This is a genomic window from Actinomadura luzonensis (assembly GCF_022664455.2).
Classification (GTDB): Bacteria; Actinomycetota; Actinomycetes; order Streptosporangiales; family Streptosporangiaceae; genus Nonomuraea; species Nonomuraea luzonensis.
In genome coordinates this window covers 6174096-6190679 of sequence record NZ_JAKRKC020000001.1, presented here as the reverse complement: position 1 = coordinate 6190679, position 16584 = coordinate 6174096, and the positions used below count along the sequence as shown (strand labels likewise).

At 71.6% G+C, this 16584-nt stretch carries 13 protein-coding genes; 11 read left to right on the top strand and 2 right to left on the bottom strand.

Annotated features, from left to right (window positions below; translation table 11 throughout):
- The first annotated feature begins 187 nt into the window (after window positions 1–187).
- From chvE to araA, 7 genes are all read left to right on the top strand, one after another.
- A complete protein-coding gene (chvE, locus tag MF672_RS29275) occupies window positions 188–1303 on the top strand; it encodes a multiple monosaccharide ABC transporter substrate-binding protein (protein ID WP_242376993.1) in 1116 nt (371 codons plus the stop codon).
- Between the two features lie 62 nt (window positions 1304–1365).
- A complete protein-coding gene (gene mmsA / locus MF672_RS29270) occupies window positions 1366–2904 on the top strand; it encodes a multiple monosaccharide ABC transporter ATP-binding protein (RefSeq protein ID WP_242376995.1) in 1539 nt (512 codons plus the stop codon).
- On the top strand, window positions 2901–4163 hold the full coding sequence (gene mmsB, locus MF672_RS29265; protein ID WP_242376997.1) for a multiple monosaccharide ABC transporter permease: 1263 nt from the start codon (window positions 2901–2903) through the stop codon (window positions 4161–4163). Before mmsA ends, mmsB begins: the two co-directional genes overlap by 4 nt.
- A gap of 37 nt (window positions 4164–4200) precedes the next feature.
- Window positions 4201–5307 carry a LacI family DNA-binding transcriptional regulator gene (locus MF672_RS29260; RefSeq protein ID WP_242377000.1) on the top strand — a complete coding sequence of 369 codons (1107 nt, stop codon included), beginning with the start codon at window positions 4201–4203 and terminating at the stop codon, window positions 5305–5307.
- A 52-nt stretch (window positions 5308–5359) separates the two neighbouring features.
- On the top strand, window positions 5360–6976 hold the full coding sequence (araB, locus tag MF672_RS29255) for a ribulokinase (RefSeq protein WP_242377023.1): 1617 nt from the start codon (window positions 5360–5362) through the stop codon (window positions 6974–6976).
- Between the two features lie 2 nt (window positions 6977–6978).
- Window positions 6979–7626, top strand: coding sequence for an L-ribulose-5-phosphate 4-epimerase (locus MF672_RS29250; RefSeq protein WP_242377026.1), 648 nt, complete (start codon window positions 6979–6981; stop codon window positions 7624–7626).
- Window positions 7623–9077 carry an L-arabinose isomerase gene (gene araA / locus MF672_RS29245; RefSeq protein ID WP_242377002.1) on the top strand — a complete coding sequence of 485 codons (1455 nt, stop codon included), beginning with the start codon at window positions 7623–7625 and terminating at the stop codon, window positions 9075–9077. The genes MF672_RS29250 and araA overlap by 4 nt, the downstream gene beginning before the upstream one ends.
- Here araA and MF672_RS29240 read toward each other — a convergent pair.
- Window positions 9074–9418: a PLDc N-terminal domain-containing protein gene (locus MF672_RS29240; protein WP_242377005.1), complete on the bottom strand. Its 345-nt coding sequence runs from the start codon at window positions 9416–9418 to the stop codon at window positions 9074–9076. The two genes, araA and MF672_RS29240, sit on opposite strands and share 4 nt — an antisense overlap.
- A gap of 80 nt (window positions 9419–9498) precedes the next feature.
- On the opposite strand from MF672_RS29240, the gene MF672_RS29235 reads away from it, so the two are divergent.
- The 4 genes from MF672_RS29235 (at window position 9499) to MF672_RS29220 (ending at window position 13692) form a co-directional block, all read left to right on the top strand.
- Window positions 9499–10707, top strand: coding sequence for an FAD-binding protein (locus tag MF672_RS29235; RefSeq protein ID WP_242377008.1), 1209 nt, complete (start codon window positions 9499–9501; stop codon window positions 10705–10707).
- A 90-nt stretch (window positions 10708–10797) separates the two neighbouring features.
- Complete coding sequence (locus tag MF672_RS29230) at window positions 10798–11580, top strand: LLM class flavin-dependent oxidoreductase (RefSeq protein ID WP_242377010.1); 783 nt, start codon at window positions 10798–10800, stop codon at window positions 11578–11580.
- Between the two features lie 36 nt (window positions 11581–11616).
- The gene (locus tag MF672_RS29225) at window positions 11617–12036 is read left to right on the top strand and encodes a DUF3224 domain-containing protein (protein WP_242377012.1); all 420 of its coding nucleotides are present in this window, start codon (window positions 11617–11619) and stop codon (window positions 12034–12036) included.
- 228 nt (window positions 12037–12264) lie between these two features.
- On the top strand, window positions 12265–13692 hold the full coding sequence (locus MF672_RS29220) for an MFS transporter (protein WP_242377014.1): 1428 nt from the start codon (window positions 12265–12267) through the stop codon (window positions 13690–13692).
- A gap of 251 nt (window positions 13693–13943) precedes the next feature.
- On the opposite strand, the gene MF672_RS29215 is transcribed toward MF672_RS29220, so the two are convergent.
- Window positions 13944–16166, bottom strand: a complete 2223-nt coding sequence (locus MF672_RS29215; RefSeq protein ID WP_247815476.1) for an nSTAND1 domain-containing NTPase — start codon at window positions 16164–16166, stop codon at window positions 13944–13946.
- Window positions 16167–16584 lie beyond the last annotated feature (418 nt).

The following is a 16584-nucleotide window of genomic DNA, read 5'->3' as shown; positions in this document are numbered from 1 at the left end:
ATGAAAGTTACCTGAAAGTTTCCGACAGGTTATCCCCCGCCGTTGACATAGTCTTTGTTAGCGATAACAATCGGCGGATACGAACGCGAACTTTGTTCTGATTCGTCACGTTCAGTGATCGAATCTGTCGCTACATCGGCAGCCGCCGCGTCCAGCGCTGCCGCGACCCCCATCGCAAGGAGATGACATGAGGTTGGGACGAATCGGTGGCGTGGTCTCGGCCATCGCGCTCGCCGCGACCATGACGGCCTGCGGCTCCAGTCAGAAGACGGTCGACACCGAAGCCTCCGCGTCCTCCGCCGCCGGCAACGCCGGCGCGCTGATCGGCGTGACGATGCCGACCAAGTCGTCGGAGCGCTGGATCCACGACGGCGACAACGTCAAGTCGGCTCTGGAGAAGCTGGGTTACAAGGTCGACCTCCAGTACGCGGAGAACGACATCCCCACCCAGGCCAACCAGATCGAGAACCAGATCACCAAGGGCGCCAAGCTCCTGATCATCGCCTCGATCGACGGCACCGCGATCACCTCGCAGCTCCAGCAGGCCGCCGACAACAAGATCCCGGTCATCGCCTACGACCGGCTGATCCGCAACAGCCCGAACGTGGACTACTACGCCACCTTCGACAACTTCAAGGTCGGCGTCCAGCAGGCCACCTCGCTGCTCAAGGGCCTCGGCGTCGAGGACGGCAAGAAGGGCCCGTTCAACGTCGAGCTGTTCGGCGGCTCGCCCGACGACAACAACGCCACGTTCTTCTGGAACGGCGCCATGTCGGTGCTGAAGCCGAAGATCGACGACGGCACCATCGTCGTCAAGAGCAAGCAGACCGACTTCAAGCAGGCCGCCATCCTGCGCTGGGACCCCGCGACGGCCCAGAAGCGCATGGAGGACATCCTCACCAGCACCTACGGCAGCGCCAAGGTCGACGGCGTGCTCTCCCCGTACGACGGCCTGTCCATCGGCATCCTGTCGGCGCTGAAGAGCTCCGGCTACGGCACCAGCGGCCAGCCCTACCCGATCGTGACCGGCCAGGACGCCGAGCTCGCCTCGGTCAAGTCGATCATCGCCGGTGAGCAGTACTCCACGATCTTCAAGGACACCCGCAAGCTCGCCGACCAGACGGTGAAGATGGCCGACGCCGTGCTGAAGGGCGGCCAGCCGGAGGTCAACAACACCAAGGACTACGACAACGGCAACAAGGTCGTCCCGTCGTACCTGCTCGACCCGGTGATCGTCGACAAGTCGAACTACAAGGAGATCATCATCGGCGGCAACTACTACACCGAGGACCAGCTCAAGTAAGGGCTTCGCCCCCGGGGACCCGCGCGGTCCCCGGGGGCTTCCCTGAGCTGAGCGAGGGGCATATGACCGAGCACATCTTGCGGATGATCGGGATCACCAAGACGTTCCCCGGCGTCAAGGCGCTGCAGGACGTCAACCTGTCCGTCCGGCGGGGCGAGATCCACGCCATCTGCGGCGAGAACGGCGCCGGCAAGTCGACGCTGATGAAGGTGCTGTCCGGGGTCTACCCCCACGGCACTTACGAAGGCGAGATCGTCTTCGAGGGCAAGCGGGTCGAGTTCGGCGGTATCCGCGACAGCGAGCACGCCGGCATCGTCATCATCCACCAGGAGCTGGCGCTCTCCCCGCAGCTGTCGATCGCGGAGAACATCTTCCTCGGCAACGAACGGGCCAAGCGCGGCGTCATCGACTGGAACCGCACCAACTACGAGGCCGCCGAGCTGATGAAGCGCGTCGGCCTGCGGGAGAACCCGACCACTCCGATCGCCGACATCGGCGTGGGCAAGCAGCAGCTCGTGGAGATCGCCAAGGCGCTGTCGAAGGAGGTCAAGCTCCTCATTCTCGACGAGCCGACCGCGGCGCTCAACGACGACGACTCGGCCCACCTGCTGGACCTGCTGCGCGGCCTGCGGGACGAGGGCATCACCTGCGTGATCATCTCCCACAAGCTCAACGAGGTCACCGCGATCGCCGACTCCGTCACGATCATCCGCGACGGGCGCACGATCGAGACCCTCGACATGGCGAACGACCACGTGACCGAGGACCGCATCATCTCCGGCATGGTCGGCCGCGCGCTGGACAACCGCTTCCCGCCGCACGAGCCGACGATCGGCGAGGAGGTGCTGCGCATCGAGGACTGGACGGTCTACAGCCCGAGCCAGCCCGGCCGCAAGGTCGTCGACGGCGCCGCGCTCACCCTGCGCCGCGGCGAGATCGTCGGCCTGGCCGGCCTCATGGGCGCGGGCCGCACCGAGCTCGCGATGAGCGTGTTCGGGCGCACGTACGGCGTGCACATCTCCGGCAAGGTCTTCAAGGACGGCAAGCCGATCGAGATCCGCAACGTGCAGGACGCGATCAGGCACGGCATCGCCTACGCCACCGAGGACCGCAAGCGGTACGGCCTCAACCTCATCGAGGACATCAAGCGCAACATCAGCGCGGCCGGGCTCAAGGGCCTGGCCAGGCGCGGCTGGGTGAACGAGAACGAGGAGTACAAGGTCGCCGAGGGCTTCCACAAGAGCATGAACATCAAGGCGCCCACCGTCAACAGCATCGTCGGGAAGCTGAGCGGCGGGAACCAGCAGAAGGTCGTGCTGTCGAAGTGGATCCTCACCGAGCCGGACGTGCTCATCCTCGACGAGCCCACCCGCGGCATCGACGTCGGCGCCAAGTACGAGATCTACACGATCATCAACAGCCTCGCCGACCAGGGCAAGGCCGTGCTGGTGATCTCCAGTGAGTTGCCTGAGCTGCTGGGCCTGTGCGACCGCATCTACACGCTTTCCGAGGGTCGCATCACCGGCGAGGTGGCGCGCGAGGACGCCACCCAGGAACGGCTCATGTACCTCATGACCAAGGGACAGGAGAAGCTCTCATGAGCAGCATCACGCCTGCCGACGTGGAGGTCGGCGCCAAGGGCGGCGACGGGGAGGCGCCACGGCAGCCGGGCAGGGTGTCGCTCGGCGGCCTGTCGCTCAACCTGCGCTCCAGCGGCATCTACATCGCCTTCGCGCTGATCATCGTGCTGTTCTCGGTGCTCACCGACGGCGCGCTGCTGCAGCCGCAGAACATCTCGAACATCATCGTCCAGAACTCCTACGTCCTGATCCTCGCGATCGGGATGATCCTCATCATCATCGCCGGGCACATCGACCTGTCGGTCGGCTCGGTGGTGGCGGTGACGGGAGCGCTCGCCGCCGTGCTCATGGTCAACATGGGCGTGCCGTGGCCGCTGGCCCTGCTGATCACGCTGATCGCGGGCGCGCTCATCGGCGCCTGGCAGGGGTACTGGATCGCCTACTTCGGGATCCCGGCGTTCATCGTGACGCTGGCCGGCATGCTGCTGTTCCGGGCGCTGACCCTGACCGTGCTCGGCAACCAGGGCATCGGCCCGTTCCCCGACCAGGTCCGCACCCTGGCCAACGGCTTCACCGACGGCTACCTCGGCAACGTCGGCCTCGGCCCGCTCGGCGGCGCCGACCTGTTCAGCCTGCTCATCGGCCTGGTCGCGATCGCCGGCATGGTGACCGCGCAGTGGCGCACCAGGAACGCGCGCAAGGGCTACGGCCAGGCCGTCGAGCCGATGGGCCTGTTCGTGCTCAAGATGGCGGCCGGCGCGGCGCTGATCCTCTTCCTGGTGGTGCAGCTCGCCCGGTTCAAGAACCTGCCGTGGGTGCTCGTGCTGCTCGCGGTGCTGGTGCTCGGCTACTCGATGCTGGCCGGCCGCACGGTCTTCGGCCGGCAGATCTACGCCATCGGCGGCAACCTCCAGGCGGCCATCATGTCGGGCGTCAAGGTCAAGTCGGTCGTCTTCTGGATCTTCGTCAACATGGGCGTGCTGTCGGCGATCGCCGGCATCATCTTCGCCGGCCGGCTCAACCAGGCCGGCCCCACCGCGGGCAACAGCTTCGAGCTGGACGCCATCGCGGCGGCCTTCATCGGCGGCGCGGCCGTCCAGGGCGGCGTCGGCAAGGTGGCGGGCGCCATCACCGGTGGCCTGATCATGGCGGTCATCAACAACGGCATGTCCCTGATCGGCTCGCCCAGCGAGCGGGTCATGCTCGTCAAGGGCGCGGTGCTCCTCGCCGCGGTCGCGTTCGACGTCTGGACCAAGCGACGGGCCGGCGCCACCCGCTGAATATCATCATCGGAGCCCAGCGAGAGGAGAGACGCCTGTGACGACGCCGAAGCGCCGCCTTCCGGTCATGGCCGACGTGGCCAAGGAGGCGGGCGTGTCGCACCAGACGGTCTCCCGGGTGCTCAACGACCATCCGAACGTCCGGGCCGACACCCGGGCCCGGGTGGAGGCGGCGATCACCCGGCTGGGCTACCGGCGCAACCTGGTCGCCCGCGCCCTGGTCACCAAGCGGTCGCGCACCCTCGGCGTGGTGAGCTTCGACACCACCCTGTACGGGCCGGCCAGCACGGTGTACGGCATCGAGCAGGCGGCCAGGACGGCGGGCTACTTCGTCAGCATCGTCAGCCTCAAGTCGATCGACGCCGACAGCGTGCGCGACGCCATCGACTACCTGACCGAGCAGGGCGTGGACGGGGTCGTGGTGGTCGCGCCGCAGCGCTCGGCCGCCCGCGCCCTGGAGAGCCTGCCGGCAGGCATGCCGGCGGTCGCCGTCGAGGGCACCTACCACCGGCCCGGCGTCTCGGTGGTCTGCATCGACCAGGCCGTGGGCGCCCGGCTCGCCACGCGCCACCTGCTGGAGCTGGGGCACGAGACGGTCTGGCACGTGGCCGGGCCGTCCGACTGGATGGAGACCGAGGGCCGGATCGAGGGCTGGCGCGCCGCGCTGGAGGAGGCGGGCCGGCCCGTGCCCGAGCCGCTGGCCGGCGACTGGAGCCCGCGGGCCGGCTACGAGGCGGGCCGGAGCCTGGCCGCGATGGAGGGCGTCACCGCCGTCTTCGCGGCCAACGACCAGATGGCGCTCGGCGTGCTGCGGGCGCTCAGCGAGGCGGGCGTGCGGGTGCCGGAGCAGATCAGCGTGGTGGGCTTCGACGACATCCCCGAGTCGGAGTTCTTCTCGCCGCCCCTCACGACGGTCCGGCAGGACTTCGACGCGGTGGGGCGGCACTGCATCGAGGTGCTGCTGCGGCAGATCGACTCGGGACGCGGCGGGTACCAGCGCCTGGTCGTGCCGCCGGGCTTCGTGGTGCGGTCCAGCAGCGCGCCCGCGCGCGACCCTGCCCGTGACTCGGCCCGTGACTCTGCCCGCGTCTCTGCCCGTGTCCCCGCCCCTGCCCCCTTCCCTGGACGCCCCGCCGGTAGATGATGGGCATGCCCCCGGAATTCCCCTGGAGAGCAATGTGAACGCTAACAATTACGTGGTCGGCGTCGACTTCGGCACGCTGTCCGGCCGCGCGGTCGTCGTCCGCGTCAGCGACGGCGCCGAGCTGGGCAGCGCCGTCCACGAGTACGCCCACCGCGTCATCGAGCACGAGCTGCCCGGCTCCGGCGTGCGGCTCGGCCCGGACTGGGCGCTGCAGTCGCCGCAGGACTGGCTGGAGGTGCTGAAGAGGGCCGTGCCCGCCGCGCTCGCCGCCGCCGGCGTCCCGGCCGAGCAGGTCGTCGGCATCGGCACCGACTTCACCGCCTGCACCGTCATGCCGACCACCGCCGACGGCACGCCCCTGTCGGACGAGACGCCCGAGCTGCCGCACGCCTGGCCCAAGCTGTGGAAGCACCACGCCGCCCAGCCGCACGCCGACCGCATCAACGAGCTGGCCGCCCGCCGCGGCGAGAGCTGGCTGCCCCGCTACGGCGGCAAGATCTCCTCCGAGTGGGAGTTCGCCAAGGCCCTCCAGGTGCTGGAGGAGGCCCCCGACGTCTACGCGCGCGCCGAGCGCTGGATCGAGGCCGCCGACTGGATCATCTGGCGGCTCACCGGCGTCGAGAGCCGCAACATCTGCACCGTCGGCTACAAGGGCGTCTTCCAGGACGGCTCCTACCCGTCGAAGGAGTTCCTCGCCGAGCTCAACCCCGGCTTCGCCGACTTCGTCGACAAGCTCGCCACCGGGCGGGTCGGCGACGACACCGGCGGTGTCACGCTGGCCCCGCTCGGCGGCCTGGCCGGCCGGCTGAGCGCCGAGGCCGCCAAGTGGACCGGCCTGCCCGAGGGCATCGCGGTCGCCGTCGGCAACGTGGACGCGCACGTCACCGCCGCCGCCGCGGACGCCGTCCGGCCCGGCCAGATGGTCGCCATCATGGGCACCTCCACCTGCCACATCATGCCCAGCGACCGGCTCGCCGAGGTGCCCGGCATGTGCGGCGTCGTCCGCGACGGCATCGTCCCCGGCCTGTGGGGCTACGAGGCGGGGCAGTCGGCGGTCGGCGACATCTTCGCCTGGTACGTCGAGTCCTGCGGCCGCGGCCACGAGGAGCTGACCGCCCTGGCCGAGAAGCAGGCCGTCGGCCAGCACGGCCTGGTCGCGCTCGACTGGTTCGGCGGCAACCGCTCGGTGCTGGTGGACCACAACCTCTCCGGGGTGATCGTCGGCCAGACCCTGGCCACCAGGCCCGAGGACGTCTACCGCGCGCTCATCGAGTCCACCGCGTACGGCGCCCGCATGATCGTCGAGACGTTCGAGCAGGCCGGCGTGCCGGTCGAGGAGTTCATCGTGGCCGGCGGGCTGCTCAAGAACCCCTTCCTCATGCAGATCTACGCCGACGTGCTGCGCCGCCCGCTGTCGGTCATCGGCTCCGACCAGGGGCCCGCGCTCGGCTCGGCCATCCACGCGGCGGTCGCCGCCGGCGCCTACGACGGCATCGAGCAGGCCGCGGCGGCGATGGGCAAGCGCACCGAGGCGGCGTACACGCCGGACCCGGAGCGCGCCGACGCCTACGACCGGCTCTACGCCGAGTACCGCAGGCTGCACGACTTCTTCGGCGACGGCCGCATGCTGCACACCCTCCGCGCGATCAGGAACGAGGCCCACGCGTGAACATCAGAGAACACGTCGCCGCTCTGCACGCCGAGCTGGTGCGTTACAACCTGGTGGTGTGGACCGCCGGCAACGTCTCCGGCCGCGTCCCCGGCGAGGACCTGTTCGTCATCAAGCCCTCCGGCGTCTCCTACGACGAGCTGACGCCCGAGAACATGGTGGTGTGCGACCTCGACGGCAACCTCGTGGAGGGCGAGCACGCCCCGTCCAGCGACACCGCGGCGCACGCCTACGTCTACCGCAACATGCCCGAGGTCGGCGGCGTCGTGCACACCCACTCGACGTACGCCTCGGCCTGGGCCGCCCGCGGCGAGGCGATCCCCTGCGTGCTGACCGCGATGGCCGACGAGTTCGGCGGCGAGATCCCGGTCGGGCCGTTCGCGCTCATCGGCGACGACTCGATCGGCCAGGGCATCGTCGAGACGCTCAAGGGACACCGCTCCAAGGCGGTCCTCATGCGCAACCACGGCGTGTTCACCATCGGCAAGGACGCCAAGGCCGCGGTGAAGGCCGCCGTCATGTGCGAGGACGTGGCCCGCACCGTCCACGTGGCCCGCCAGCTCGGCGAGCCGCTGCCCATCGCGCAGGACGACATCGACCGCCTGTACGACCGTTACCAGAACGTCTACGGACAGAGGAGCCCGCGTTGAAGATCTGGTTTCTGACCGGCAGCCAGGGGCTGTACGGCGAGGACACGCTCCGCCAGGTGGCCGAGCAGTCCCAGCGCATCGCCGAGCAGCTTCCCGTCCCGGTCGAGTGGAAGCCCGTGCTCACGGACGCCGCCGCGATCCGGCGCGTGATGCTGGAGGCCAACGCGGACGACTCGTGCGCCGGCATGATCGCCTGGATGCACACCTTCTCCCCGGCCAAGATGTGGATCGCCGGCCTCGACGCGCTGCGCAAGCCGCTGCTGCACCTGCACACGCAGGCCAACGTCGAGCTGCCGTGGGCGACCATCGACATGGACTTCATGAACCTCAACCAGGCCGCGCACGGCGACCGCGAGTTCGGGTTCGTGCAGACCCGGCTCGGCGTGCCGCGCAAGACCGTCGCCGGGCACGTCAGCGACCCGGTGGTGGGCGAGCGGATCCTGTCCTGGACGCGCGCCGCCCAGGGCCTGGCCGAGGTCCGGCAGCTCAAGCTGGTGCGCTTCGGCGACAACATGCGCGACGTGGCCGTCACCGAGGGCGACAAGGTCGAGGCGCAGCTCCGCTTCGGCGTCTCGGTCAACACCTACGGCGTCAACGACCTGGTCGCCGCCGTGGACGAGGTGGCCGACGCGGACGTCTCCGCGCTGGTCAAGGAGTACGAGGAGCAGTACCGGGTGGCCCCCGAGCTGCTCGGCGAGCGCACCGAGTCGCTGCGTTACGCGGCCCGCATCGAGCTGGGCCTGCGCGGCTTCCTGGAGGCCGGCGGCTACCGGGCGTTCACCACGAACTTCGAGGACCTCGGCGGCCTGCGCCAGCTCCCCGGCCTGGCCGTGCAGCGGCTCATGGCCGACGGCTACGGCTTCGGCGGCGAGGGCGACTGGAAGACCTCCGTGCTGCTGCGCACGCTCAAGTCGATGTCGCCGGGCGGCACGTCGTTCATGGAGGACTACACCTACGACCTGACGCCCGGCAACGAGCTGATCCTCGGCGCGCACATGCTGGAGGTCTGCCCGTCGATCGCCGCGGACACGCCGTCCTGCGAGATCCACCCGCTCGGCATCGGCGGCCGGGAGGACCCGGTGCGGCTGGTGTTCGACGCGGCCCCCGGCCCCGGCATCGTGGTGGGCCTGGCCGACATGGGCGACCGGTTCCGCCTGGTGGCCAACGAGATCGACGTCGTGGCGCCGCCCCAGCCGCTGCCGAAGCTGCCGGTGGCCCGCGCGGTCTGGAGCCCCCGCCCCAACCTGCGCACGTCCACCGAGTCGTGGCTCACGGCGGGCGCGCCGCACCACACCGTGCTCACCATGGCCGTCAGCCGCGAGGAGCTGACCGACCTGGCCGAGATGCTGGGCGTGGAGCTGGTCGTCATCGACGCCGAGACCACCACCGAGCGCTTCACCAAGGAGCTGCGCTGGAACCAGGCGTACTACCGCCTGGCCCAGGGCTTCTAACCCTCCTCGGCGGGCCTCTTCGGGGCGTTCCTGCGCTGCTCCTCCGCGCGTTCGCGGCAGCGGCGCAGGAACTCCTCGTCGTCGTCGGGGTTGGCGGCGGCGAAGCGGCCCGGGCGGTCGTACTCGGGGAAGGCGCTGGGCCGCTCCTGCGGGCGCCGCTCGGGGCGGCCGGCGGCCAGCCACACGAGCGAGCCCACCAGCGGCGCCAGGAACACGATCACCAGCCAGAGCATCTTGGGCAGGTTGCGGCACAGCGGCTCGGGCGTGGTGATCACGTCGAAGAGGCAGTAGAGCCAGAGCACGAGCGTGATGAGGCTGATGGCCTCGTACAGGTACAGCATGGCGGACCTCCGTCAGCGGCCAGACGAAACTAGCGGCACCCGGCCGGGCTGACAAGCGTGATCTGTGGGAAGGTAAGGCCGTGACGCTGACCAACTGGGCAGGAAACACCGCATTCCGGGCAAGTGCTGTTCATCACCCCTCCTCGCTCGACGAGCTGCGGCGGCTCGTCGCCGCCGGCACCCGGGTGCGGGCGCTGGGGAGCGGCCACTCCTTCAACGACGTCGCCGACACCACCGGCGACCTCGTGATCCTCGACCGCATGCCGGACGCCGTCGAGATCGACAGCGCCGCCGCCCGGGTGCGGGTGCCGGCGCGCACGACGTACGCGCGGCTCGCCGCCCACCTGAACGAGCACGGCTTCGCGCTGGCGAACATGGCCTCGCTGCCGCACATCTCCGTGGCCGGCTCGGTCGCGACCGGCACCCACGGCTCCGGCGACCGCATCCCGGGCCTCGCCGCCGCCGTGTCCGCGCTCGACCTCGTCACCGCCGACGGCTCGACCCTCACCCTCGCGCGCGGCGACGCCGACTTCCCGGGCGCGGTGGTGGCGCTCGGCGCGCTCGGCGTCGTCACCTCGCTCACGCTCGACCTGGTGCCCGCCTTCGAGCTGCGCCAGTACGTCCGCGAGGGGCTGCCGGTCGAGGCGCTGGCGCACTTCGACGAGATCATGGCCGCCGGCCACAGCGTCAGCCTCTTCACCGACTGGCGCGAGACCCGCGTCTGGCTCAAGCGCGCCGACGCGCTGGACGAGGCCGACTGGTACGGCACCCGCCCTGCCGACCGGCCCCGCCACCCGCTGCCGACCATGCCCGCCGACCCCTGCACCCAGCAGCTCGGCGTGCCCGGCCCCTGGCACGAGCGGCTGCCGCACTTCCGCGCCGACTTCGAGCCCAGCGGCGCGGGGAACGAACTGCAGTCGGAGCTGATCCTGCCGCGCGAGCACGCCGTCAAGGCGCTGCGCGAGCTGTACGCGATCGGCGAGCGCATCCGGCCGGTGCTCCAGATCTCCGAGGTGCGCACGATCGCCGCCGACGACCTGTGGCTCAGCCCCTTCCACGGGCGCGACAGCGTCGGCATCCACTTCACCTGGGTCAAGGACCCCGAGGCCGTGCGGCCGGTGCTGGAGCTGGTGGAGGAGACGCTGGCGCCGTTCGAGCCGCGGCCGCACTGGGGCAAGCTGTTCACCCGGTGGCCGGCCTGCCCGGAACGGTTCCGATCGCTCGTCCGGCGGCTGGACCCGGCGGGCAAGTTCGGCAACGACTTCACCCGCGTACTGCTGGGGGAGTAGCGGGGCGGGCCGGGGCTGCGTCCGCGGGCGTAGCCGGTCACCGGTCCCCGGGACGATGTGCCGGGGCCGCCCGTCGGCGATCGTTGGGGCATGACCGATCACCCGTTCAGGTTCGGCGCGGTCGCCGGACGAGCCCCCGACTGGTGCGGCCTGGCCCGGCGGGCCGAGGCCCTGGGCTACGCCACGCTGCTGGTGCCGGACACGCTCGGCACGTTCTCGCCGTTCAGCGCCGCGGCGGCCGCCGCCGCGGCCACCACCCGGCTGCGCGTCGGGACGTACGTGCTGAGCGTCGCCAACCGCACGCCGCGCGCCGTCGCGTGGGAGACCGCCACCCTCGACGCCCTCTCCGGCGGGCGCTTCGAGCTGGGCCTCGGCGCCGGCCGCCCGGACGCCGAGCACGACGCCACCGAGCTGGGCCTGCCCTTCGGCACCCCAGGCGAGCGGATCAGGCGGCTGGAGGACACCGTGGACGCCGTCGCCGCCGCGGCCAAGGACGTGCCGGTCCTCATCGCCGCCTCCGGCACCCGGCTGCTGCGGCTGGCCGCCGCCAAGGCCGCCACGATCGCGCTCGGCGTCCCGCCGCACTTCACCGAGGAGCAGGTGGCGGCCCGCCTCGACGAGCTGTACGAGCTGGCCGGCGACCGCTTCCACGGCCTGGAGCTGGCCATGAACCTGGTGTCCGCCGGCGGCGAGCCGCCCGCCTGGCTCGGCCCGCTCGGCCCCGACGCCACCGGCCTGCTGCGCGGCACGCCCGCCGAGATGGCCGACACGCTGCGCCGCCGCCGGGACCGGCTCGGCGTGTCGTACGTGTCGGTCAACGCCCAGTACCTGGAGGCGTTCGCGCCGGTCGTGGAACTCCTCGCCGGAACCTGACGGGATCTGACAGGTACCTCCCGCACCATGGTCACCATGACCGCCAAAGGAACCTTCGACACCGCGAACTGGGACGCCAAAGCCCCCTACGAGGACCGCGACGGCGTCTCGCTCGGCCTCGTGACCATGACCAAGACCTTCCACGGAGACCTGACCGGCACCAGCCTCGTCACCCTCATGGTGGCCTCCACACCGGTGGAGGAGTCGCGCTCGTACGTGGCGCTGGAGCGGATCGAGGGCACCCTGGACGGCCGGCCGGGCAGCTTCGTGGTGCAGCACAACGCGGTCAGCGACCGGGGCGAGCAGTCGCTCCGCGTGTCGGTGGTGCCGGACTCGGCGACCGGGGAGCTGGCCGGGCTGCGCGGCGAGATGTCCATCGTCATCGGGCCCGACGGCGGCCACTCCTACACCTTCGACTACACGGGCGTTCCTGGCCGAGGCCGACGGCAGGACTGATCGCGCAGGTCATGGGCATGGGAACGGGCGCCGCCCCGCTCCGACGGCCAGGCAGAACCTTGACCCGGCAAGAGCTGAGACACCGATGTGCCAAGGACCAAATACCTGTACGATCACCGTCCATGGGCACTGCCAGGTGCCCGCGCCGGGGTGTTCCCTGAGAGGGCACACCGACGATCCATCCTGGCCAGCGCACACTGCTTGGGCGCCTTGGGAGCAACGATAGAGGTGACCGGCAGCACGGAGAGCGGGCCGCCCGCCGCACGCGGGCGCGCACCCTGGAGACGCGATTTCAACCTGCTGTGGAGCGCGTCCGCCGCTACGCAGTTCGGGTCGGTCAACGCTCTGCTCGCCGCTCCGCTGCTGGCCCTGTCGCTGACGGGCTCGCCGGTGTTCGCCGGCTGGGTCACCGCGGCGGCCACCCTGCCGCGCATCCTGCTGTCGCTGCCCGTGGGCGTGCTGGTCGACTACCTCGACCGGCGCCGCGTCATGATCGTCAGCCTCGCGACGCGGGCGGCGCTGGCCGCGCTGCTGACCGTCGGCGTCTTCGCCATGGGCGGCGTGACGGTCCTGCTGCCCCTGGTCGTCGCCGCCCAGGGCGTCTGCCTGGTCTTCTTCACCACGGCCCAGACGACCGTGGTGCCGCGGATCGTCCCGCGCGAGGAGCTGCCCGGCGCGATGGGCAGGAACGAGGTCCGCGTGCACGTGGCCGCGCTGCTGGGCCGGCCGCTCGGCGGGTTCCTGTTCGACCTGCACCGCTCGCTGTCGTTCGCCGTGGACGCGCTGGTCTCGGCCCTGTCGGTCACCGCGCTGCTCAGGATGGGCAAGGACTGGGTGCAGCCCCACACGGCCAGGCCCGCGCTGCAGGCCGCCACGCTGCTGCGCGAGCTGCGCGCCGGCTTCGCGTTCCTGCGCCGCGACCGCTTCCTGATCCGGGTGCTGCTGGTCTGCGCGCTGGCCAACTTCTTCTTCCAGACGCTCGGCCTCGTCCTGGTGCTGCTGGCCCACCAGCAGCACCTGCCGAGCCTGGTGATCGGCTGCCTGATCGCGGCCACCGGCTGCGGCGGCGTGCTCGGCTCCGTCACGGCCTCCCGGCTGCAGCGCACGTCGAGCGCCCGCCGGGTGATCGTGGTGTGCGTCTGGTCGTGGCTGGCCATGACCCTCGCGCTGGCCGTGCTCGACCACGGCGGCCTGCTGTACGTCGCCGTCGTGCTCCCGCTGGCCTGGGGCGGCATCGGCTTCACCGGCGCGCACATCAACGTGGCGCTCGCCGTCTACCAGGCCGACGAGGTGCCGAAGGAGCTCCAGGGCCGGGTGACCGGCGCGAGCCGCTTCTTCTCCGGCGGCGCGGTGCCGCTCGGCGCCCTGGCCAGCGGCTACCTCATCGCCCGGCTCGGCACCGAGGACGCGGTCTCGCTGATCGCCGTGGTCATCGGGGCGCTCGCCGTCATGGTGTCGTTCATGATGAGGCCGGCCGGTCGCCGCCTTCCCCAGCCGCCGGCCCGTTGGCGGGCGGTCCGGTGGCGGGCGGTCCGGTGGTGGGCGGTGGCACGGGCGGGAAGATCTGGTCGCTCAGCGCGCGCAGGCTCCGCTGCAGCGAGCCCTCCACGTCCTCGGGCCGCGCGTGCGGACCTGCTACAGATCGGGCGTAACTGAACGCCGCGGTGACGGCGTCGCTCAGCTCGGCCAGCCGGGGGTGCGCCTCCTGCGGGCACAGCGGCCACAGGCGTTCGAGCGCGACCTTGGCCGCGAAGTAGTCCGAGCGCGCCTGCCGGAACTGGGCGGGCAGGTCCTCGCCGTCGAGCCGGGCGGTGCTGTCGCGCCGCATGTCGAGCGAGATGCCGACCGTGAGCCCGAGCTTCAGCACCGCCGACTGGCCGTCGGCGAACGCGGCCCGCAACGCGGCGTCACGGCTCTCCGCCCGGGCCTCCTCGCGCTGCTCGGCGGCGGCCCTGGCGGCCTGCCGGGCCTTCAGCCGCTCGGTCGCCATGGTCCAGCCCGCGCCCGAGAGCGCGGCCACGATGGCCGCCCCGCCGGTGATGATCGCCACCATCGCGGTGTCGGCGATCAACCGTTCTCCAGGATCTGCCTGGCCGCCCGCCGCTGGTGCTCGGGCAGCGGCGGATGCCGCGCGGAGATCGCCCGGTCGGCCAGTTCGGCCGCCGCGTGGACGTCGCCGCTGAGCTCGTGCACGCGGGCGGCCCGCAGCAGCACCGGCCCGTTGTCCTCGGCGTCCGCCACGGCCGCGGCCAGCTCGCCGCCCGCCGGCTCGGGCCGCGACAGGCTGGCCAGCGCCAGCGCGCGGGCCGCGCGGGTGGAAGGGCGGCGCGCCGGCTGCGCAGGCGCCCGATGTCCCGCAGCGCCGACTCGGCGTCGCCCAGGTCGGCCAGGAACTCGCCGCGCGTGCGGCGCGCCTCGGGCGTGTCGGCCTCCCGGCGGAGCACGTCGCTCAGCACGGCGAGTGCCGCGTCCGGCTGCCCGGCCTGCCACAGCGCCTGCCCGAGCGCCGTCTGCACGATGGGGTCGCCGGGCACCCGGCCGACGGCCGAGCGCAGCTCCTCCACGGCCTGGGCGGGCCGGCCCCGGTCCAGCGCGATGCGGCCGATCGCGGTCAGCAGCCAGCCGACCGCGGCGTTGTCGCCCAGCGCCTCGTGGATGCGCGCGGCCTCGCGGTAGTGCGCGACGGCCTCCTCCAGCGGCGCGTCCTGCAGCGGCGCCTTCTCCAGCGCGTCCTGCGGCGGCGTGTCCCGCAGCGCCGCGTCCTCCAGCGGCGCCTGCTCCGGGGGCGTCCGCTCGTGGGCGGTCGCGGCCGACGTCGCCGCGATGTTGCCGAACATCGTCTCGATGTCGCCGCGCAGGCGCAGCGCCGTGGGCGGGCACGCGTCGGCGGCCTTGCGGGTGCTCCTGAGCGCCCGGCCGGTGTCACCCTCCTGGCAGGCCCGCACCGCCGCCCGCAGGTGGGCGGCGGCGCCGGCGGGCTCGCGCGGCCAGAACGCCGGGTCGAGCTGCCGCAGCGGGGCCATCAGCCGCGGGTGGCGTGGCCGGTGCAGGCGCAGGCCGTTGTGCTGCGGGGCCGCGATGAGGTGGTCGTCCTCCAGCGCGTACAGCGCGGCGGCGGTCACGGGGGCGGGCACGGCCTGCCGCGCCCCGGGGTCGAGCAGGATCGCGCGCCGCATCCAGGCCGCGAAGCGCGCGGGCGGCAGCTCGTGCTCCTCGGCGATCTCCGCCAGCCGCGCGCCGCAGAAGTCGCGCAGCGCCTGGTCGGTCTCGTCGCGCAGGGACGCCTCGGCGAAACGCCGCGGGTCGGGCGGGTCGCCCCATAAGCCCCGGCCGGCGATCTGCAGCAGGAGGGGGTCGACGTCGTCGGTGCGCTCACGTACGCGGCCCGTGTCGTCCCTGACCGTGCGCACCTCCTCGACCAGCTCCTCGATCCGGTCGTCGTCGGTGGGGTGGCCGGTGGCCTGGATCGAGCGGCGCACCACGTCGGCGGCGGCCTTCGGGCTGAGGGGCCGCAGCCCGAACTCGGTGTAGGCGGGCCCGTCGTAGCCCTTGACGACGCGCAGCAGGTCGTCGAGGTAGTCGGTGCGCACCGACAGCAGCAGGTGCAGGTCGGGGCGCTGGGCGACGGCCTCGAACAGCTCGTCGAGGAAGCAGAGCCGGGCGTGCTCGTCGGCGGGGGACTGGCGCAGGAACCGCTCGGCCTGGTCGATCACCGCCAGCGTCGGGGCCGGCGCGCCGAAACGGTCGAAGCCCTGCCGTTTGCGCAGGAAGTCCTCGACGGACAGGCCGGCCACCGCGGTGGGGGGCAGGCCGGCCCACGAGGACAGCAGCCCGAGCACGTACGGGTTGTGCTCGGGCAGGGCCGCGACGGGCCAGACGCGCTCGCCGAGGACGCGCCCCATGGGCAGCACGCGGGCGCGCTCCGCCCGCAGCCGGGGGATCACGCCGGCCCGCAGCAGGGACGTCTTGCCCGAGGCCGGGTCGGCGTGCAGGATCGTCAGCCGGTTGCGCTGCCAGAGGCCGGCCAACTCGGCGGCCTCGTCGAGTCGTCCGAAGAACAGCGCCTCATCGCGCTCGTCGAAGGGGCGGGCTCCGACGAAGGGGCCGGTCAGCGGATGGGAAGCTGCCATGGGCTAGACCTCGCTCATGGTGGATGACCACGTTTCACGTTCGGGTCGAAACCGGGTGACAGGCGAGCCGGAATCAATGGTCCACCTTGAGACGCGCGTAGGAGCGGGGCGTCACTTGCCTTTTCGCCCCGCACCGGAAGGAGCTCGTCCTCCGTCACCGCGTCGCACCTCTCGGCATGGTTCCTTCATGATAGGACATGCCTTCTCGGCGGCGACGGGTCCACTTCCACCGGTATGGCAGAACGGTTACGCCCGAGCGCGTTCGCGAGGCAACGCGCAATCGTTGTCAAATCCGGCATAAACTCCTTCCTCGCCCAGATCGCGCAACATATCGCGCAGCTCGGCGGCGAGCACGGACCCGCCGAGGTCATCAGGACGGAGGCGCTGGAGAACGGAGAGGTCGACTGGGTCGCACTGC